15 protein-coding genes are annotated in these 18,910 nt (G+C 70.3%); 3 read left to right on the top strand and 12 right to left on the bottom strand.

Annotated features, from left to right (window positions below; translation table 11 throughout):
- Nucleotides 1–58 precede the first annotated feature (58 nt).
- Nucleotides 59–1,381 (bottom strand): lysine N(6)-hydroxylase/L-ornithine N(5)-oxygenase family protein, encoded by a 1,323-nt coding sequence (locus OG538_RS33860; RefSeq protein WP_406099395.1) that lies wholly within the window; start codon nucleotides 1,379–1,381, stop codon nucleotides 59–61.
- A gap of 248 nt (nucleotides 1,382–1,629) precedes the next feature.
- Between OG538_RS33860 and OG538_RS33855 the strand changes: the two genes are divergently transcribed.
- Entirely contained in the window at nucleotides 1,630–2,577 is a 948-nt protein-coding gene (locus tag OG538_RS33855; RefSeq protein WP_406099394.1) for a methionyl-tRNA formyltransferase, read from the top strand.
- A 64-nt stretch (nucleotides 2,578–2,641) separates the two neighbouring features.
- Here OG538_RS33855 and OG538_RS33850 read toward each other — a convergent pair whose 3' ends face one another.
- The 5 genes from OG538_RS33850 to OG538_RS33830 form a co-directional block, all read right to left on the bottom strand.
- On the bottom strand, nucleotides 2,642–3,574 hold the full coding sequence (locus OG538_RS33850; protein ID WP_406099393.1) for an aminoglycoside phosphotransferase family protein: 933 nt from the start codon (nucleotides 3,572–3,574) through the stop codon (nucleotides 2,642–2,644).
- Between the two features lie 148 nt (nucleotides 3,575–3,722).
- Nucleotides 3,723–6,473 carry a phosphoesterase gene (locus tag OG538_RS33845; protein WP_406099392.1) on the bottom strand — a complete coding sequence of 917 codons (2,751 nt, stop codon included), beginning with the start codon at nucleotides 6,471–6,473 and terminating at the stop codon, nucleotides 3,723–3,725.
- A gap of 4 nt (nucleotides 6,474–6,477) precedes the next feature.
- On the bottom strand, nucleotides 6,478–7,851 hold the full coding sequence (locus OG538_RS33840) for an ABC transporter permease (RefSeq protein ID WP_406099391.1): 1,374 nt from the start codon (nucleotides 7,849–7,851) through the stop codon (nucleotides 6,478–6,480).
- A complete protein-coding gene (locus tag OG538_RS33835) occupies nucleotides 7,848–8,789 on the bottom strand; it encodes an ABC transporter ATP-binding protein (protein ID WP_406099390.1) in 942 nt (313 codons plus the stop codon). Before OG538_RS33835 ends, OG538_RS33840 begins: the two co-directional genes overlap by 4 nt.
- 635 nt (nucleotides 8,790–9,424) lie before the next feature.
- Nucleotides 9,425–10,036 carry an endonuclease gene (locus tag OG538_RS33830; protein ID WP_406099388.1) on the bottom strand — a complete coding sequence of 204 codons (612 nt, stop codon included), beginning with the start codon at nucleotides 10,034–10,036 and terminating at the stop codon, nucleotides 9,425–9,427.
- Nucleotides 10,037–10,328: 292 nt separating this feature from the next.
- Between OG538_RS33830 and OG538_RS33825 the strand changes: the two genes are divergently transcribed.
- Nucleotides 10,329–10,655 (top strand): plasmid stabilization protein, encoded by a 327-nt coding sequence (locus OG538_RS33825; RefSeq protein WP_406099387.1) that lies wholly within the window; start codon nucleotides 10,329–10,331, stop codon nucleotides 10,653–10,655.
- Between the two features lie 51 nt (nucleotides 10,656–10,706).
- On the opposite strand, the gene OG538_RS33820 is transcribed toward OG538_RS33825, so the two are convergent.
- The 6 genes from OG538_RS33820 to OG538_RS33795 all read right to left on the bottom strand — a co-directional run bounded on the left by OG538_RS33820 (nucleotide 10,707) and on the right by OG538_RS33795 (nucleotide 17,744).
- Entirely contained in the window at nucleotides 10,707–11,675 is a 969-nt protein-coding gene (locus OG538_RS33820) for an LLM class F420-dependent oxidoreductase (RefSeq protein ID WP_406099386.1), read from the bottom strand.
- Between the two features lie 96 nt (nucleotides 11,676–11,771).
- Nucleotides 11,772–12,308 (bottom strand): cysteine hydrolase family protein, encoded by a 537-nt coding sequence (locus tag OG538_RS33815; protein WP_406099384.1) that lies wholly within the window; start codon nucleotides 12,306–12,308, stop codon nucleotides 11,772–11,774.
- Between the two features lie 121 nt (nucleotides 12,309–12,429).
- A complete protein-coding gene (locus tag OG538_RS33810) occupies nucleotides 12,430–13,533 on the bottom strand; it encodes a glutamate--cysteine ligase (protein WP_406099382.1) in 1,104 nt (367 codons plus the stop codon).
- Between the two features lie 192 nt (nucleotides 13,534–13,725).
- Nucleotides 13,726–14,706, bottom strand: a complete 981-nt coding sequence (locus OG538_RS33805; RefSeq protein ID WP_406099381.1) for an iron-containing redox enzyme family protein — start codon at nucleotides 14,704–14,706, stop codon at nucleotides 13,726–13,728.
- A 69-nt stretch (nucleotides 14,707–14,775) separates the two neighbouring features.
- Nucleotides 14,776–15,258, bottom strand: a complete 483-nt coding sequence (locus tag OG538_RS33800) for a hypothetical protein (protein ID WP_406099380.1) — start codon at nucleotides 15,256–15,258, stop codon at nucleotides 14,776–14,778.
- Nucleotides 15,255–17,744, bottom strand: coding sequence for a molybdopterin oxidoreductase family protein (locus OG538_RS33795; protein ID WP_406099379.1), 2,490 nt, complete (start codon nucleotides 17,742–17,744; stop codon nucleotides 15,255–15,257). The genes OG538_RS33800 and OG538_RS33795 overlap by 4 nt, the downstream gene beginning before the upstream one ends.
- Nucleotides 17,745–18,213: 469 nt before the next feature.
- Between OG538_RS33795 and OG538_RS33790 the strand changes: the two genes are divergently transcribed.
- The gene (locus OG538_RS33790; RefSeq protein ID WP_406099378.1) at nucleotides 18,214–18,792 is read left to right on the top strand and encodes a type 1 glutamine amidotransferase domain-containing protein; all 579 of its coding nucleotides are present in this window, start codon (nucleotides 18,214–18,216) and stop codon (nucleotides 18,790–18,792) included.
- Nucleotides 18,793–18,910: the final 118 nt, after the last annotated feature.

Below are 18,910 nucleotides of genomic sequence, written 5' to 3'. Positions count from 1 at the left end.
TCGGCGTATGTCTTCTCTTTGATCCAATGGTCCGACGAGAGGACCTGCGGGACAGCCCTCAGGACTTGCCGGCGCCCGCAGGTTCGGCACCCCGGGCGAGCAGCGAATCCAGGATCTCGCCGACCCGGATCGCGGTGTTGGACAGCAGCGCCGACGTGATGCCGTGCGTGTGCTCGGTGCCGCCCTGGAGGTAGATACCGCAGCGCAGGCCGGAATCGGTCGCGAGGCGGTAGTCGCGTTCGACGCGGACACGGCCCTGCTCGTCCCGCAGACAGCGGTCCGCGACGTCGCCCAGCAGACCGAGCGGGTCGGCGGGGCTGTACCCGGTGGCGAGCACCACGACGTCGGCGTCCAGGAGCGTCTCCTCGCCCGTGACGAGGGACCTCACGGTGGCGCGCACGTGCTCCGGCGTCTCCTTGACCTCTTCGAGCCGGGACACGTTGAGGAAGCGCAGCCGTTCGGCGCCGAGCACCTTCTCCTGGTACATCTGGCGGTACAGGTCGTCGATCAGGTCGATGTCCACCACGGAGTAGTTGGTATTGCCGTGGTAGTCCATCAGTCTGCGCTTGACGCCTTCGGGTGCGGCGAAGTATTCGTCGACGGCCCCGGGGTCGAAGATCTTGTTGGCGAAGCTGCTGTCGTCGGCGGGGCTGTACCCGTAGCGGGAGAAGACCGCGCAGACCTCCGCGTCAGGGAAGCGGCGGTGCAGATAGGCGACGTTCTCGGCGGCGCTCTGACCGGCGCCCACGACGACGAACCGCGACGGGGACGTTCCCTCCAGCCCGTCGACCTTCGCCAGCAGTTCGGAGTTGTGCCAGACGCGGTCGCCCCGCTCCACCCCCTCCGGCATGAGGGGACGCAGCCCGGTGCCGATGACGAGGTTGCGGGCCCGGTGCACGGTGAGCCCGTCGCCCGACCGGACCGTCACATCCATGCACTCGACGGCGCCGTCATGGAGGACGGGAGTGACGCCGACGACCTCGTGGTCGTAGGAGACCATGCCGTCGACCTGCGCCGCGGCCCACTCGAAGTAGTCGTGGAACTCCACCCGGAGCGGGAAGAGGTTCTTGTGGTTGATGAAGTCGACCAGCCGCCCCTTGCTCTGCAGGTAGCAGAGGAAGCTGAACTCGCTGGCCGGATTCCGGAGCGTCACCAGGTCCTTGAGGAAGGAGACCTGCATGGTCGCGTCGTCGATGAGCATGCCGCGGTGCCAGCCGAATCGCGGCTGCTGCTCGAAGAAGCGGGCACTGACCGCCTCCTGGGTCCCGCCGCCTGCGTTGTGCTCACTGATCGCGATCGCCATGGCCACATTGGACGGCCCGAAGCCGATGCCAATGAGGTCGTGGACCGGTACTGCGTCGCCAGGACGAACCTGTGACATGTCACTCCCATCGTGCGGGGAAGCCGCCTGTCAGGTGTGGGGAAAGCGCGAGAGACGGGCACGCCGATGGAGCGACCCGATGAACTTAGGTGAGCCTAAGCTAATCGTGCGATGCTGTCGATAGGCCAGAACCGGCCGGTCGAGGTCACCCCGATCGGCCAACTGCGGCACTCCGTGCATGCGTTGCCAGATTAGGTAAGCCTTGCTTTACTGGCGTCGCTCCATCCCTACGCTGAGGAGGAACCCCTATGCGGGTCGTCATGTTCGGTTACCAGACCTGGGGGCACCGCACCCTGCAAGCCCTTCTGGACTCCGAGCACGACGTGGTGCTGGTCGTGACCCACCCCAGGAGCGACCACGCGTACGAGAAGATCTGGAGCGACTCCGTCGCCGACCTCGCCGAAGAGCACGGCGTCCCGGTGCTGATCCGCAACCGCCCCGACGACGAGGAGTTGTTCGAGCGCCTCAAGGAGGCCGACCCGGACATCATCGTGGCCAACAACTGGCGGACCTGGATCCCTCCCCGCGTCTTCGCCCTCCCCCGCCGCGGCACGCTGAACATCCATGACTCGCTGCTGCCGAAGTACGCAGGCTTCTCGCCGCTGATCTGGGCCCTGATCAACGGCGAGCGCGAAGTGGGTGTCACCGCGCACATGATGAACGACGAGCTCGACGCCGGCGACATCGTCCGGCAGGAAGCCGTTCCGGTCGGACCGGAGGACACCGCCACCGACCTCTTCCACAAGACCGTCGACCTCATCGCCCCGGTCACCACCGGTGCACTCGACCTCATCGCCGGCGGGCAGACGGAGTTCACCAAGCAGGACCGCTCCCGGGCGAGCTTCTTCCACAAGCGTTCCGCCGAGGACATCCGCATCGACTGGACCTGGCCCGCTCAGGACCTCGAACGCCTGGTGCGCGCCCAGTCCGAGCCCTACCCCAGCGCCTTCGCCTTCCACCGGGGCAAACGCCTGGAGGTCCTCGCCGCCGTGGTGTCCCAGGGCCGGTACGGCGGGACACCCGGACGCGTCTTCTACCGCGAGGGAGAAGGCGTGGTGATCGTCGCCGGTGCGGACGCACGCACCGGACGCAACCACGGCCTGGCCCTCACCCGCGTCCGCACCGAGGACGGCCGGGAGATGCCCGCGGCGGAGTACTTCACCTCGATGGGCGGCTACCTGACCAGCCGCCCCTGAAGCACCGGGATCCTGCGGTGCCGGGAGCGCACCCTCACATGATGGGCACGGCCCGGCCGACCGCTCAGCGGACTGTCGCTACGAGGCGCCGCAGAGCGGCCTCGGCGGGTGGGCCCCAGGTGACCTTGCCACCGGGGCGGCCGTGGACGCCGGCGTCCGCGATGAGGATTCCGGCGACAGCCTGGCGGACGGCCCAGCCGCGCGCCCGGCGCAGGGTGGCGTCGTCGGCGGCCGGCCGGTAGGTGTCGTGGAAGCGGCCGACCGCGTCGTCGGGCAGCAGCACCCAGGCAGCGGCGAGGTCGCAGGCAGGATCCCCCGAACAGAGATCGCCGAAGTCGATCACGCCGCAGATGGTGCCGTCCGCGGTGAGGACGTTGGCCGGGTGCAGGTCACCGTGGAGCCACAGCGCGGGGCCGTTCCACCCGGGAGCGGCAACGGCGTCCTCCCAGACCGCGCGGACGGCGTCCGGGTCCGGGACCAGCCCTCGGTCGGCCGCGGAGTCGAGTGCCCTGAGCAGGTCTTCGGAGAGGCCGGACAACGGCCCGCCACGGCCGAAACGGCCGAGGGGTGCCGTGTCGGCGGCTGGTTGATGAAGTGCCGTCAGGAAGCGGGCCAGGGCGTCGGCCGCATCCGTGGCCCTGGTAGCCGGGGCTCGGTCGGCGGGTTCGCCCGGCACCCAGGTGGTGACGATCCAGGGCCGCGGAAACCGTTCGGAGGGCTCGCCGAGCCGCTGGGGGACGGGGATCTGCAACGGAAGGCCCGGGGCGAGGACCGGCAGCCAGGTGTGCTCCTCACGCAGCAGCTCGTCCGCTGACTGCGTGGCCCATGGCAGCCGTACGGCAAGGTCGTCGCCGAGCCGCCACAGCTGGTTGTCCCAGCCGCGCGCCCCGAACCGCACCGGCCGATCGGCCAGATCGGGATGCTGGTCGCGCAGCAGTTCCCGTACCAGCTCGGCAGTCATCTCGATGTCGGTGGTGGTGGTGTCGGAGTGCGTCATGCGGACCAACCGTAGCGGGACCAGCCGCCGGTCCTCCGCCCGACGCCGAGGCCCGTTCGCGACAGTGGCTGTCGGACAGCGTCTGCGGGGCCGGCCGGTCTCGCCGGCCGGCCCCGCAGGTCCCTGTTCTCCGGTCAGCTCCTCCCGATCAGCCGTCGGACTCCGGCGACGGGATGAAGGCGCCGGGTACGTCCGCGGGAGCGAAGATCTTCTTCTCCCCGGGGTACGGCTGCTTCCAGTTGTGCGTCTCGTACCACGTGAAGTGGTTCATCTGAGCGGGGTTCGCATAGTCGGGTACGGCGTGGGGGCCGGTCAGCCGCTGCCGGGACTTCCAGTCGTCCCACTGTGACGCGAGCGGCCGCATGGCCGCAGGCACCTTCGCCGACGGGACGGCCGCCGCCCGGGGATTCTGGGGTGCCGGGGTGTCGAGGCCGCAGGCGGGTGGGGTCGCCAGTCCGTCGGTCAGCGGCGTCCGGTTGGCGAGGGAGTCGAACGGAGTGAAGTCCGCCTTCCTGGTGAACGCCCCGGTCATCGGGGTGGCCGCGCTGTCCTTCTGGTTCATCGGGTGGATCCCGAGGATCTGCTCGATGGTGCGGATCATCGTGATCTGGGTGTAGTAGCGGCTGTCGACGACTCCCCGCCGGGCGTAGGGGCTGATGATCTGGATGGGGGCCCGGTGGCCGTCGACGTGGTCGAGTCCTGCCTGGGAGTCGTCCTCGACGACGAAGATCGCGGAGTCCTTCCAGTACGCGCTGTGCGAGATCTCGTCGACCATCCTGCCGACCGCGAGATCGTTGTCGGCCACCTGGGCGGCCGCGTTGGCCGGGCCGCCGGTGTGGTCGCTGGAGAGCCAGAACATGTTCAGGTTCGCGGGCCCGTTCTTCTCGAAGTCGCGCTTCCAGATCCCGTACCGGTAGACGTCCGGGACACTGGTGTCGAACTTCGGGAAGCCGTGGACCGACACGTCGTTGAGCGACGGGATCGGCGAGGACGAGATCAGGGGGTAGGCGGTGTCCTGGCCGGTCGCCTCCATGTTCTTGCTGTCGCAGTACAGGTTCTGCCAGCTCGCGCCCGCCGGTTTGGTGAGGAACTGCTGGAACTCACCGAAGTTCCGCACCGACTTGCCTGCCGCCTGCGCGCCGGTCCAGATGAAGCCCGTCCGCTGGTGGCCGAGGGCGTCGTCCTCGGTGTCGTAGCTGCGGAGGTACTCTCCGGCCGAGGACTCCGTGTACTCGGGGTTGTCCGCCTGCATCAGCCAGTTGTGTCCCTCGGCGGAGTTCGTGCCGATGTCGTACGTGTTGTCGTACAGCCCGAACTGCTTGGCGAGCGCGTGCTGGTTCGGTGTGACGTTCTCGCCGAACTGGGTCAGCGACGGGTCGCCGTTGCCTTCGGGTATGTCGCCGAGGACCTGGTCGTAGGTCCGGTTCTCCTTGACGATCATGAAGATGTGCTTGATCGGCGAAGGGTCGCCGAGCCGAGCGGGCACCGGTACCGGTCTGGCGTTGCTCCTGCCCTCGGCGACCTTGACGGAACCTCTGGTCCAGCCGTTCTGCTTGAAGACCTTGGCCGTCTCGGACTTGATGGTCCTGTCGCTGGGCAGCGCGAACCGCGTCAGGCTCGACGTCGTGTCGTGGGTGGCGTGCCCGGCGCCGGTGGTGGGCCGGCGGGCGTCGATGCCGCGGGTGTGGGAGACGAGTACCTGGTCGCCCACGGTGGCGATCTCCGCCGGGAAGTAGTCCGTCGGGAGCAGGCCGACGTAACTCACCGGTTCCTGGGGGCTCGTGTACCGGTAGACGGCGACCGCGTTCGCGCGGCCGAGCGTGACCAGCAGGTGGCCGTCGTCGGTGAGCGTCACGGCGTCGGGCTCGTAACCCACGGACGCCTCCGGCCACGGGCGGGTGGCGATGGTCTGCACGACCTTGTCGTCGGCGGTCCTGATGACCGACACGTCGTTGGTGGCCGTGTTGGTGACGAACAGGGCCCCCTTCTTGGCGTACATGGCGGTCGGGTGCAGTCCGACGCCGATGCTCCGGACTGCGGCCTCCGGCTCCTCCAGGTCGATGACGCTGACCGTGCCGGTGGTGGTGGCCGCGGTGACCGGGTCGGCCGGCACCTGCGTGTTGTACGAGTTGATCGTGGTGTCACCGGCTCGCGCCGTACGTCCACCCTCGTTGCTGACGTAGAGCTTTCCGCCGACCTCGACCATGTCGCGCGGCGCGTTGCCGACCTGCCAGCTCCGCTCGTTGGCCCCGGTCGCCGCGTCGATGGCGACCACCCGGTTCTGTCCGTTGACCGCGCTGTACACGGTGGCGCCGTCCGGCGAGAACACCGCCTCGCCCGCCAGGGCGTGCCGGGGGCCGTCCGCCGGGATCGTGACGGACGTCGGGCCGGTGACGCTTCCGTCCGGGTTCACACGGAAGCGGGTGTATCCGTCGGGCTGGCCGAGCCACAGCTGGGTGCCGTCGGGCGAGTACGTGGGGCCTTCCTGCCCCACGGCGTTGCTGCCGAGGCGCGGGGTCGACGACGCGGCGCTGCTGACCAGCTGCTGCACCTTCCAGCTCTTCAGGTCCACGATGGACAGGGCGGCACCACCGTCGGTGACCGAGGCCGCGAGGTGGGTGCCGTCCGGGCTGACCGCGGACGACATGATCTTGCCGTTGTTGATGACCAGGCGCTCGCCGTACGGAGCGATGTACTGGTCGCTGGAGACGACCTGGCCCTGACGGGTGACCTGGCCGACCTGGTCGGTGCCGAACTGCTGCGTCCTGGCGAAGGCCGTTCCGGCGGCGGCGACCGCGAGGGCGGTGAGGCCCGCCGTCACCAGAGGGATCCGGCCGATGCGTCTGCCGGGAGGGCCCGAGCGGACCTTCTCGGCACGCCTGCGGCGTGTTACCTGCATGGAGTCATCCCTTCGTCGTGCCGAGCAGCTCGACATTGCCGTCGAACTGCCAGAGCGGGTTCGGCGTGTCCCCGGCCGGGGTCCGCACCAGGAAGTAGCCGTTCACTTCCTTGGGGCCGTCACCGTCGGCCATGAACCGGCCGTCCGGGGTCACATCGAGTTGGTAGACCGCCGTCCCGGTGGCCTCGATGCCGGGGAGGTGCCAGGAAACGACGCAGCGCCAGTCGTTGCCCGGCCCGTGCGCCTCGTCCGCGAGGTCGCCCTTGGTGCAGGCGGCGGTGGCCCGCAACTGCCCCTCGGTGACGTCGGGCCGGTGGAGCTGTCCCGTCTGTTGGCGGTACAGGTGCGCGAATTCCGTGGCGACCGAGCGTTCCATCTTGATCTGCTCGATCCCGGAGCCCTCGGCCGTGGTCGTCACGGCGACCCCTGCGACCGTCACGGCGAGGAGTGCGACCAGCGGCAGGGCGCCGGCGGTGATCGCGAGGCGGGGCGAGTCGCCGTCGGTGGGGTTGGTGAAGTCGCGCCGCATGAACCGGACGTACGCCAGAGCCGTAGCGGTCACCGCCCACACGAGGCCGACCGCTGTGCCGATCACGAGTGGGCCGAGTTGCATGGGGCTCGCGAACAGACCGTTCCACGCGATGAACGCGTAGCCGGGCAGCGCAAGACGCACGGCGACGGGCAGGGGCAGCATCTGGAGGAGTTGCGTCGCGAGCGCGACAAGTGCGGGCAGCAGCAGCCCCATCGGGGAGCGGCCCAGCGTGACGGAACCGAGAAGCCCCACGGCTGCGAGGGCAAGCGTCGGTGCGAGGACGCAGACCCAGGCGAGCAGCACCCGCAGCGCGGCGCCCGTCGGGGTCAACAGGTGACCGTCCAGGCCGGTCAACGGCCGGTTGCCGACCGCCAGGACTCCGCCGGCTGCGCTGGAGCAGGCCAGCCCGGCCACGAGCAGGAGGATGACGGTGAGACTGGCCAGTGCCTTGGCGGCGAAGATCCGTCGAGGAGACCGCACCGCCACGAGCAAGTGGCGCCAGGTCCCGAGGCGGTCCTCGGAGGCGAACACGTCGCCGGCCACGAGCGAGGTCAGCAGCGGCAGCGCCCAGATGCCCGCGAAACCGAGCACCACGAGTGGTCCGGCCCACCCCGTGGCGTGCATCCCCCGGCCGAACAGGGTGTCGACCGGGAGGGAGCTCTGCCGGCTCACCGCGGCGACGAAGAGCGCCGGTGCGAGCCAGCAGGCAAGGATCACCAGGCGGATCCGCCATTGCGAGAGGAGCTTGAGCAACTCGAAGCGATAGGCCCGCGTCACCGGGACGGGGCGGGCGGCGGCCTCGCGGACAGGGGCCGCGGGCGCGGTGGGCGTGTCTGTGACGGTCATCGGCCGTCCTCCTGCTGCTCCGTCAGGGCAAGGAACGCGGCTTCGAGCGGCGACACCACAGGGGCGAGCTCCCGCAGGGCGATGCCCGCGTGGACGAACTGCACCACCAGTTCGTCGAGGGCGGGCACCAGGGAGCGCACGACGAGCACCTCCGCGTCCGGAGGCGACGTGCCCTCGTCGGCGACCTGGATCCCGGGCGTACCGGCGGCGAGCGCGCGGGCCGCCTGCGGGTCGGAGGTGAGCACCCGGTATTCGAGCTCACGGTTCTCGGCGGCCAGTCGGCTCAGCGGACCGGAGAAGACGACCCGCCCGGTGGAGAGGATGGTGACCTCGGAACACAGTGCCTCCAGGTCGTCCATGCGGTGACTTGAGAGCACGACCGCGGTTCCCTCCGCCGCGAGCCGGCCGAGGACCCCGTGTATGCACCTCTTCCCGGCGGGGTCGAGGCCGTTCGAGGGCTCGTCGAGCACGAGAAGCCGGGGCTTGGTCAGGAGGGCGGCGGCGAGACCGAGGCGCTGACGCATGCCGAGGGAGAAGCCGCGGGTCCGGTCGTCGGCGACGTCCGTGAGCCCTACCTGGCCGAGCACGTCGTCGATCCCCGCGGTCGGCACGTCGCGGCCACGCAGGGCGGCCATGGCGGCCAGGTTCTGCCGAGCGGTGAGCGAGGGATAGAGTCCCGGCCCGTCCACGAACCCGGCGACTCCGCCGGGCGCGACGAGGGCACGCCCGACCGCTGCACCCAGGATCTCGAGCCGGCCGCCGTCGGCGACGGCCAGCCCCAGCAGGAGGCCGAGCAGGGTCGTCTTTCCGGCGCCGTTGGGTCCGGCCAAGCCGTGGATCCGCCCCTGCGTCACATCCAGATCGACGCCGTCGAGCGCGATGACCTCGCCGAAGCGTTTGGCGATCCCGCGAGCCCGGATAGCGGGGAGAGTGTCCATGAGTCCCTTCCTGGAATGACCACGAGGGACACTAGGGGCGGCACACATCCGGCCCGGAGAAGGCGAGTTGAACGATCGGGAAACGAAGGGCGGCCGGTGCCGGACGCGCCTGCGACTTCTCTCTTTTCGTCCTGTTCATGACCATCCGCTCGGCCGGGCGAGGACGCCGGGCCGCTCATGAAGGGGGCAGAGGCGTCGGCCGCACAGGCGGCCGGAAAGGGAGAGTCCGCGCACAGATCCGCGCACAGATCCGCAGGCGGAGTGAGGCGTTTTCGCAAGGAGTCCGGCGACGGGAAAGGCGCTCAGCGTCTGCGGCCCTGTCCGGCGGCTACCTCACCGGTGATGATCCTGCCCAGGGCCGGGGCCCGGCGACTGCATGCTCTTCGACCGGTGCGCCGACGGCGGACGTCCCGTGCCGGGCGTCCGACGGTTTCCGCCTCCGCGAGCCGGGCGCCCGCTGCTTCGGTGCCGTGCGAGGCCGCATCGGCGCCGGTGTCACCATCCGCGGAGCGCAGGGGGCAACTCGTGCCCGAGACCGTAGCGGCACGCCGGGTGGACCCGACTCCGCTACGTGGTCGTCAGATGGTCACCCGCGCCGGGGCCGCCCCTATTTGGCCAGTCCGACCAGGACGCCCCTAGTTGGCCAGTCCGACCCGGACCAGCGCGGCCGCCAGTCTCGGCAGGTCCTCGGCTTCGACGAGGCGGGCCAGCCCTTCGGGCGTCTCGGGGAGCCCCAGTCCGGCAGCGGCGTCGCGGGCCCGCCGGTCGAACGCCGGGCGCAGCTCGGGCCACACGCCCTGCGCCTCTCGGCTGAAGATGTCCGCCCCCACGGGCCCGATCCGAGGGAACTCCCGCAGCAGCCCGCGGATCCGCTCCGGATCCCCGGCGGCCTCCTCGCGCAGCCGGCGCAGGTCACCCCGATACCGGTCGATGACGAATTGCGCCCCGTCCCCGAGCGCGGTGGCCGTGCTTTCGTCGTAACGGCGATAGTGCGCGCGGCCCAGCGCATCCACCCGGTCCTGCCAGGAGGCTCCCGCCATCGCCCGAGGTGTGCGCATCCCCGCCGCGGACAGCTCCCGGGCCGCGGCCACCGCGATGCCGGCCTTGATCCGCACCGACAGGAGTACGCAGAGCGTGAGCAGCCGGTACAGCGGCGAGGGTGTGTTCCGGAGCCGGATCCCGGCTTCCTCGGCGTAGGTACGCCCGTACTCGTCCAGCAGGCCCTCGGCTGTTGTCGGCCGGGACATGAAGCACCTCCCCTGAAGCGTGCTGTGTTGTGCCACCGGGTCGCCGACCGGCCTTCATTCTACTCGTGCGGGTGATTCCCCGGCCTTCCGCGAACCCCAAGGACGCGCGGTACCAGCCATGGCACAGGGTCACCCGAGCGCGCGGCCCGATGGGCGCACTCGTGGCGGCGGTGCCATGTTTCGGACGTGGCCCAGTGGTAAGCCGACTGTAACGGCGGTGCCGCATCACTGTTGCCGGTGCGGGCCGCGTGCCCCTGGGCAGAGACCCCACGAGTACCAGGAGGAGAAGGCCATGCCGGCAGGATCCAGCCGCAAGCGAGAGCGTCAGTACGAGCACGTCAAGGAGAGCGCCGAGAACCGCGGTGAGTCGGAGAAGCGCGCGAAGGAGATCGCCGCGCGCACCGTCAACAAGGAACGCGCGCGCTCGGGCGAGTCGAAGACGTCGAGCAAGACGTCCACGAGCGACCCGAAGTCGGCCTCCCAGCGCGGTGGGGAGCGGTCGCACAAGGGTGCGCAGGGCCGCACCAGGGACCAGCTGTACGAAGAGGCCAAGAGGAAGAACGTCGAGGGCCGCTCCACGATGAACAAGGAGCAGCTCCGCAAAGCGGTGAGCAGCTGAACCAGCGGCTGCCGCCCGTCGGCCGCAGGGCCTCGACGGTCCTGCGGCCGTTCAGCTGATGGCGCGCAGAGCGGGCAGGAGCTGTTCGCGCGCCCATCGGATGAAGGGCTGCTGGTGCGCACCGCCGATCTGCACGAGGGCGACCTCGGTGAATCCCGCATCGACGAACGTGCGCACCGCTTCGACGAACTCCTCGACGTCGTCACCACACGGCACCGACTGTGCGACGTCCTCGGGGCGGACGTACTGGGTGGCCTGGTCGAACGCGGAGGGGCCCGGCAGTTCGGAGTTCACCTTCCAGCCGCCGACGGACCAGCGGAACTGGTCATGCGCGCGCTCGACGGCCGCGTCCCGGTCGCGGTCGTAGCAGACGGGCAGCTGGCCCACCCGCGGCTTTCCGCCTCCGCCGTGGCGGTCGAAACCCGCGAGCAGCTCCTGCTTGGGCTCCGTGGCGATGACGAGGTCACCCAGACGGCCCGCGAGCGCACAGGACCGGTCTCCCGAGACGGCGATACCGATGGGGACACGGACCTCCGGTACGTCCCACAGCTTGGCGTTGTCCACGTCGAAGTGGGTGCCGTGGTGGTTCACGTACCCGCCGTCGAACAGCGCGCGGATGATCTCCACCGCTTCTTCGAGCATCTCCAGCCGCACCTGGGCCGTCGGCCATCCCGCGCCGACCACGTGCTCGTTGAGGTTCTCACCGGACCCCAGTCCGAGGCGGAACCGCCCGTCGGACAGCAACTGCAGTGTCGCGGCCTTCTGCGCCACCACGGCGGGGTGGTAGCGCGTCGTAGGACAGGTCACGTACGTCATCAGCCGGATGCGGGAGGTGGCCTGCGCGGCCGCTCCCAGCACGCTCCAGGCGTAGGGGGCATGCCCCTGGGACTCCAGCCACGGAAAGTAGTGGTCGGACGTCACCGAGAAGTCGAATCCCGCTTCCTCGGCCGACACCAGGTCGTCCACGAGGGCCCGCGGCCCTGACTGCTCGGTCATCATCGTGTATCCGAATTGCACCATATGAAATGGTTCTCCGTTCTTTGGGAGGCGAAACCTACGCGTCGGAACGAAGCGTCAGTGAGCTGCGACCGGTCCGCGGCGTCGCCGCGGACCGGGTCAGCACGCGACCTCCCCGGCCGCGCACACGCGGGCACCCATGTTGCGCTCCATCATCCGCAGTGCGGCCTGAGCGAGGTCCGGATGAATATGGGCTACGCCGTCCTCCGGAATCGTCAGACGCATATGACGGATGTGCGCGTCCAGCGCGGAGTAGAGGATGCACTGCTCCGTCACCTGACCGCAGAGGATGAGGTGGTCGGCGTCCAGCTGCCGGAGCAGAAAGGGCAGAGGCGTCTCATAGAAGATCGAATGCCGGGCCTTGACGACGAAAAGTGATGTCCCGTCGGGCTGCAGCGGTTTGACGAGATCCGGCCGGGCTCCTGCCATGGCCGCTTCGACGATCTCGCCGTGGTGCGAGCGCCAGTCCCCGAAGTTGTCGTTGGCGTAGATCACCGGGGTGCCGTTCGCCCGAGCATTCTCCAGCAGCCCCGCGATGACGGGCACCGCCAGCTCCGCCGACGGCAGGAGCCGCTCGGCATCCTCGTGGTCGTAGGGGTTGATCATGTCGATGACGATCAGCGCCTTGCGTGCCATGCTCCCATGGTGGCAGTCATCGATCCCGGCAGCCTGCGCAGACCGCTCCCGTGCTCGTACGACCCGCGCTCGCGGAAAGACGGCCGGTGAAGCGTCATCACGGGCCGGGTGCGCCACGGGGTCAGCCCCGCGTCCTCGACACGCACTCGGCCACCACGGCGTGCAGGCTGCCCGTGCTCGCGAACACCTCCCGCTGTGTCCGCGCCCCCGTCCCCCGAGCCAGTACGCGCCCGACCGCCTCCTGGGCCGCTGCGAGGTCACCGCTGTCCTCCAACGCGTCGTGCACATGCGCGAGCAGCGCAGCCACCACATCCGGTGCGGGCTCGGGACGCATGGTCGCCGGGTGAAGCAGTTCTCCCTCCAGCCCGGCGCGGCCGGCCTGCCAGGCGGCCATGCGCAGGAGGCCCACCCCTACCGGGTCGGGAGGCTCCCCCGCACTCCAGCTGCGGGCCGCCGTCTCGACCAGGCCGCGCACCAGCGTGGCGAGCAGCACGGCGTCGGCCGGATCCAGGCACACGTCCGCGACCCTGACCTCGACGGTCGGATATCGGTGGGAGAGCCGGGCGTCGAAGTAGATCATCCCCTTGTCGCGCAGGACGCCCGTGTCGACCAGCGCCTGGACCTGTTCGTGATAGCGGTGCGCGGAGCCGAACGTCTCGACGGGCCCGGCCGAGGGCCAGCGCCCCCAGACCCTGCTCCGGTAGCTGCCGTAGGCGGTGTCCTGGCCCTGCCAGAAGGGCGAATTGGCGCTCATCGCGAGCACGACCGGAAGCCATGGGCGTACACGGTCCAGCACCCCGACGCCCTCCTCGTCCGAGTCCACGGAGACGTGTACGTGGCATCCGCAGGTGAGCTGCTCCTGCGTGGTCAGGCCGAACCTCTCGGCCAGCCAGCGGTAGCGCTCCCCGGCCCCGATCGAGGGACTGACGGGCAGCGGGGCAGTCGCAAGGGCGACCACATCGGCCCCGGCCCGGGCGGCGCTCTCCGCGGCCTCGGCCCGACAGCGGATGATCTCGTCGGCGAGTTCACGCATGTCACGGCGCGGCTCGGTGCCGAACTCCAGCTGCTGGAGGTGGAGTTCCGACTCGAAGGCCGAGTCCTCCTCCGCACGGCCTTCCGCACGGCCTTCCGCGAGGGCCAGCACGGCTGTCGACAGCGCCCGGGGCTCACCACTCTGCTGATCGACGAGCAGCAGTTCCTCCTCGACACCTACGGTCCGCACCATCGCGTTCTCCAAGCCGGACACCCTCAGCCACACCCGGTCATGCGCCGCCGGGCCGCTCCCGTGCCGCACGTCCGGGAACCGCGCCCGCCCGGCTCCTGACTCATCTCCCTGGTCTCCTTCAACCTTCCCCCACAACGCACTGCGGCACCTCCCGGACCCTTGCGCGACGACTGGGCGAGCCGTACCCGTTCATCAGCTGTCGACGGATGAAGAACGGCGCCAGTCGGAGAGCAGCCGTTCGCCAAGCCGGTCCTCCAGGCAGCCTGTCGCGTCGATCCCGAACACGACGTCGGCCTCAAGAGACGGTTCCTCGTCCAGCAGCCCGCGGATGACGTCGTGCCGGACGATCTGTTCGTGGACGGCGTCCGCCTCCACGTGCTCGGTGTAGAAGTGCTCCGCGGCCGGCCCCGCCTCCGCCCGCTTCATCGCGAGGGCCAGGCGCCGTGACGAGGGCGACGACGTGATCTCCACCGCGGCGAAGTGTCCGACCAGGGCGCCACGAAGCCGCCGGTGCAGGCCGAAGAGGGACATGAGGTTGACCAGGGCCAGCATCTCGGCGTGGCCCTCGTCCACGTAGTGGCCGTACGCCGTCTCCAGCCCCAGATCCGCCATGAGATCCGCGAACAGCCGGGCGTGCACCCGTTCCGCCCGGCCGGCGCCGAACTCGTCGTACTCGACCGCGGCCATGCCGGCCTTGGCGCGCCCGCTGAGGCGCGGAAGCACCCATGCGTGAGGATCGGCTTCCTTCAGGTGGTAGAGGGAGCGCTGGACGGCGTACGCGCGCAGCTGCTCCAACGTGCCGCTCTCCTGGAGGAAGTGTGAGACCCCCGTGCCTCGCACGGGCTCGACGAGCAGCGCGTCGAGGGTCGCGGTCAGGTCCGCGTCGGGTGGCGCATCGCTCCGCAGAGCCGTCTCGAAACGACGCTCCAGCGCAGCGCGGACCTCCAGCAGTGCCGGGTCCCATTCGCGTTCCGGAGCCACTTCCCCGAAGCCGCGGTAGTGCAGTTCGTAGCAGACGTACAGCGCCAGGTGCAGGTCCTCGCCGTAGGGATCGGCCTCGTCCGCCAAAGCAAGGGCCGGCAGTTCGCCGCTCCCCCGCAGGTAGGCGAGAACACCCTCGGAAAGATCACCGCGCCCCCGCGGAAGTGCGGGTTCACCCGTCCGGACAGCCATGTTTTCCCTCCTGGAAAGCCTGTGCGGCCGCCCGCCGCCGTGGGGGCGGGCGGTTCTCGAAGCGCCGGTCTACTGCTGGGTCAGCAGCTGCGGTGAGAGGTTCTTGAGCATCGTGTCGGTCCATTTCATCTGCCGCAGTGTCTCCGGATGGCAGGCGGAGGCGAGGCTCAGCAGCCGTTCGCTCCCCGTCGCCTGCGCCGCGTGCGCCAGCATCTCCCAGCACAGCGAATTGGCCACCGCGCAGAGGTACAGAGCCTGCAGATCACGGAGCAGTGTCAGCCCCTGGCCGCCGGCGGGACCGCCCGTGTCCGCGGGCGGTGAGAACTGCTCGCCCGTCCAGAGAACCTGGGCCGTGTCCGCCGGCGAGGCGCGCCGCTCGTCCGCCGCTTCGGACAGACGCCGGACGTGGTCCCGCGACCAGCGGGCGAGGTCCTTGGCGACGAAGTGGACTTCGTGCTCGGCGCGATGCCGGTCCGCCACATCTTCCAGTGCCTCGGCGAGCCCGCGTTCGCCGCGGGCGAGCGCCGCGAGAACGAGGTCGGTGCCCGTCATGCGGATCCCCTTTCGGTGCTGTCCCACGTCGCATCGCTCACGCGGGTGGCCCGTGCGGTCCGCCCGCCCTCGGTGAGGGGAGCCGTGCCGGCTGCCGCCGGGGCGGAGGCCGTGGTGGTGGGCGCCGGGGCGCTCCGGCCGTCCGCTCGCCTGACGAGCGTCATGGCCGCGGCGCCGGACTTGAACAGCGGTTGTTTGGAGGCGGGGTCCCAGTCGGTGACGGTGGTCTCGTTCGCGGCACGACCGGGCCGGCCGCCCGTCGGACCGGCGGGCGTCCCGGTGTCCCAGTAGCCGTAGTGAAACGGTACGAACAGGGTTCCGGACCGGATGTCCGTGACCCGCAGGCGGCCCTGCAGGGCGCCCCGCTCCGTCCTGACCTCGACGAGGTCGCCTTCGCCGAGCCCCAGCGCGGCCGCGTCGGACGTCGAGGCCTCCACCCACACATCGGGCGCGGCCGCGTCGAGCTGCGGTGCCCGTGCGGTCTTGGTGCGCGTGTGGAAGTGGTAGAGCGTCCTGCCCGTGGTGAGCCGGAACGGGTAGTCCTCACTGGGCAGTTCGTGCGGAGGCCGGTAGTCCGCCGCCTTGAACATGGCTTTGCCGTCGGGATTGGCGGAGCGGTACTCCTGCTCTCCCTCGGCGGCCCCGGTGACGAGGTCCTTGCCGTACGACTCACAGGTGTCGGCACCGGCCCAGCTGATGCCGTCGGTGTAGAGGCGTGCCGTGCCCTCCGGCGCCTGGGCGTTGCAGGGCCATTGCACCCCGCTGCCGCCACGCAGCAGGTCATAGCTGAGACCCGTGTAGTCGCAGGGCCGGCCCTCGCTGCACCTCTTCCACGCCTCGAACGCCGACTCGGGATCGTGCCAGGTGACGAGGGGTTCGCCGTCCTTGTCGCGGAATCCCATGCGAGTCGCGTAGTCCAGGAAGATGTCCAGGTCCGGTTTGGCCGTGCCGGGCGGTTCGACGGCCTTGTCCGACAGGTGCACGGTGCGGTCGGCATTGGTGAAGGTGCCGGTCTTCTCCCCCCAGGTGGCCGCGGGCAGCACCACGTCCGCCAGTTGCGCCGTCTCGGTGAGGAACAGGTCCTGCGCCACGACGAACAGGCTCTCCCGGGAGAGGATCGACCGGATCCTGCGCAGCTCGGGCAGGGAGACGGCGGGGTTGGTCCCGCTGACCCAGAGCATGCGCAGCGACCCCTGCTCGGCGTAGCGGAACATCTGCATGGCGTGGGTGGGAGGTCCGTAGTGCGGGATCGTCCGAGGCTCGACGTTCCACACGCGGGCCAGGTCGGCGACGTGTTCGTCGTTCTGCCAGTTCCTGAATCCCGGCAGGTCGCCGTTGGCACCGCACTCCCGGGTGTTCTGGGCGGTGGGCTGCCCGTTCATCTGGAGCACCCCGGCGCCGGGCCGGCCCAGCATGCCGCGCAGCAGGTGCAGGTTGTTGACCTGCACCGCGGCGGCGGTCGCCTGGTGGGACTGGTAGACGCCCTGGAGCACGGTGGACAGCAGCCGGTCGGCCTGCCCGAGCAGCTCCGCCGCTTCCTCGATGCGTGCCGCCGGGACGTCGCAGATGCCCGCGGCCCATGCGGGCGTGCAGTCCTGCACGCGTCGTGCCAGTTCGTCGTACCCGACGGTGCGGTCGGCGATGTACGTACGGTCGATGTGGCCTGCCCTGATCAGCTGGTGGCTGAGGGCGTTGAGCAATGCCACGTTGGTTCCGGTCCGGGGTGCCAGGTGCACGGCGGCCATCCGGGCGACCCGGGTCGGCCGGGGGTCGACGCAGAGCAGCCGCGGCGGTTCGGGGCCTTCCATCCGGTCCAGGATGCGCATCCACTGGACCGGCTGGGTCTCGGCGATGTTGTGGCCGAACAGGGCGATGACGTCGGCGTGGTCGATGTCGTCGTAAGTCGCGGGCTGGCCGTCGCAGCCGAAGGTCTCCTTCAACGCCTCGGCGGCTGTCGCGGTGCACAGGCGGGTGTTCCCGTCCAGGTGCGGGGTGCCGATCCCGGCCCTCGCCAGAACGGCGAGCGTGTAGTACTCCTCGAGGAACAGCTGCCCGCTGGTGTAGAAGCCGACGGAGCCCGGCCCGTGTTCGTCGAGCAGGGTACGGGACCGGCCGACGATGCGGCTCATGGCCGTCTCCCAGTCGGTCTCGACGAGCCGGCCGCCCTCCCGGACCAGCGGCCGGGTCAGGCGGTCCGCGGAGGCGTTGGCCTGCCAGCCGAACAGATCCTTCGGGCCGAGCCGGCCGTGATTGACCCGGTCGACCGCGCGCCCCCGTACGCCGACCATCCGGCCCTCGACGACGGCGATGTCCATGGCGTCCCCGTCGGAATGCAGGATCGAGGCGGCCTGCACCCATCGCTGGACGCTGTCGACGTCGACGCCCTCCTCCAGGAACATGTCCACCTGCCCCGGCCACGTCCCGTGCCGGGGGTACGGGGCGCGGCTGCCCCACGGCTCCGCGATCCGGTCCGCCCGTGCGTTCACTTCTGGCCTCCCGCCGGCACCTGAATGGCCTGGTTCCTCGACCGCCCCCGGTTACCCCGGGCTCGGCACATCAATCAGCCGGTGCCCGCCGCCGGCGCGCCGTGACTCCTCCCACCATGGGCGCACACTGCCGAGGGCGGTGCAGCCCGTCGGGACGGGCAGGCGGGTGAAGGGTCCACCCGCGCGGCGTCGCCCGGCCAGATCGCGCGTCGCCACCGTGCGGGACGCTCCGCCCCCGCTCTCCCGCCACGCCGTTGCGCCGTCCGAGTGATGCGCAGTTGCGCGCACCCCGGGACGGCCGCAGGCTGCCGGGGGACCGGACGGGCCGTGGGATTGACCGTTGCCACGAGGGGAAGCAGAGGCTGCGGGCCCGGAAGAGCTGGATCGGAGCAGCGGGGGGAACCAGAGGCCGCGGTCCCCGAGCAGCGGGACCGGGCGCGCAGCGCACAGACAGGACGGACGACAGCTGATGAGCGACCACGACGTGAGCAAGCGGAAGGTACTGGCCATCGTCACCAACTACGGAGTGGAGCAGGACGAGCTGGTCGTCCCGCTCGACCACCTGCGAGGGTGGGGTGCCCAGGTGGATGTGGCAGCCGTGACGACGGACGCGGTCGAGACCCTCGTCGGCGACAAGGAACCCGGCAGGTCCCTGCACCCGGACCTCAAGCTGGACGACGTCGATCCGGCCGGGTACGACCTTCTGCTCGTCCCGGGAGGGACGCTGAACGCCGACACGCTGCGCACGCAGAGCTCCGCGAGCCGCATCGTGCGCGCTTTCACCTCATCCGGCCGCCCCGTCGCGGCCATCTGCCACGGGCCCTGGGTCCTGGTGGAGGCCGGAGCGGTCGCGGGCAAACGGCTCACCTCCTACGCCTCGCTCCGGACCGACATCCGGAACGCGGGTGGCGATTGGACCGATCAGCCGGTCGTCACGGACGATGCGGGCGGCTGGACGCTCATCACCTCCCGGAACCCGGACGATCTGGAGCCGTTCGTCCGGGAGATCGACGCGGCACTCGCCGTCCCCGGCCTGTCCGGCACCTGATACGGGGGACGACGTGCGCGGTTCGGCGGCGCGCGCCGACCCGAACTCTCCTGGGGGTCGGGCGCTGGGGCGTGTTTCGAAAATCCCGCCTGCCCTCCGAGCGGACGGCGCTACTTTC

Source organism: Streptomyces sp. NBC_01013 (genome assembly GCF_045162765.1).
Classification (GTDB): Bacteria; Actinomycetota; Actinomycetes; order Streptomycetales; family Streptomycetaceae; genus Streptomyces.
The sequence above is the reverse complement of the archived record's forward strand: the minus strand, read 5'-3'. Positions and strand labels throughout refer to the sequence as shown.

Bases quoted from the DNA above. Each gene is read 5' to 3' on its own strand.
- OG538_RS33805 (WP_406099381.1), bottom strand. From the start codon at position 14,706: ATGGCTGTCCGGACGGGTGAACCCGCACTTCCGCGGGGGCGCGGTGAT.
- OG538_RS33830 (WP_406099388.1), bottom strand. From the start codon at position 10,036: ATGTCCCGGCCGACAACAGCCGAGGGCCTGCTGGACGAGTACGGGCGT.
- OG538_RS33840 (WP_406099391.1), bottom strand. From the start codon at position 7,851: ATGACCGTCACAGACACGCCCACCGCGCCCGCGGCCCCTGTCCGCGAG.
- OG538_RS33820 (WP_406099386.1), bottom strand. From the start codon at position 11,675: ATGGTGCAATTCGGATACACGATGATGACCGAGCAGTCAGGGCCGCGG.
- OG538_RS33800 (WP_406099380.1), bottom strand. From the start codon at position 15,258: ATGACGGGCACCGACCTCGTTCTCGCGGCGCTCGCCCGCGGCGAACGC.
- OG538_RS33855 (WP_406099394.1), top strand. From the start codon at position 1,630: ATGCGGGTCGTCATGTTCGGTTACCAGACCTGGGGGCACCGCACCCTG.
- OG538_RS33815 (WP_406099384.1), bottom strand. From the start codon at position 12,308: ATGGCACGCAAGGCGCTGATCGTCATCGACATGATCAACCCCTACGAC.
- OG538_RS33860 (WP_406099395.1), bottom strand. From the start codon at position 1,381: ATGTCACAGGTTCGTCCTGGCGACGCAGTACCGGTCCACGACCTCATT.
- OG538_RS33825 (WP_406099387.1), top strand. From the start codon at position 10,329: ATGCCGGCAGGATCCAGCCGCAAGCGAGAGCGTCAGTACGAGCACGTC.
- OG538_RS33790 (WP_406099378.1), top strand. From the start codon at position 18,214: ATGAGCGACCACGACGTGAGCAAGCGGAAGGTACTGGCCATCGTCACC.
- OG538_RS33810 (WP_406099382.1), bottom strand. From the start codon at position 13,533: ATGGTGCGGACCGTAGGTGTCGAGGAGGAACTGCTGCTCGTCGATCAG.
- OG538_RS33845 (WP_406099392.1), bottom strand. From the start codon at position 6,473: ATGCAGGTAACACGCCGCAGGCGTGCCGAGAAGGTCCGCTCGGGCCCT.
- OG538_RS33850 (WP_406099393.1), bottom strand. From the start codon at position 3,574: ATGACGCACTCCGACACCACCACCACCGACATCGAGATGACTGCCGAG.
- OG538_RS33835 (WP_406099390.1), bottom strand. From the start codon at position 8,789: ATGGACACTCTCCCCGCTATCCGGGCTCGCGGGATCGCCAAACGCTTC.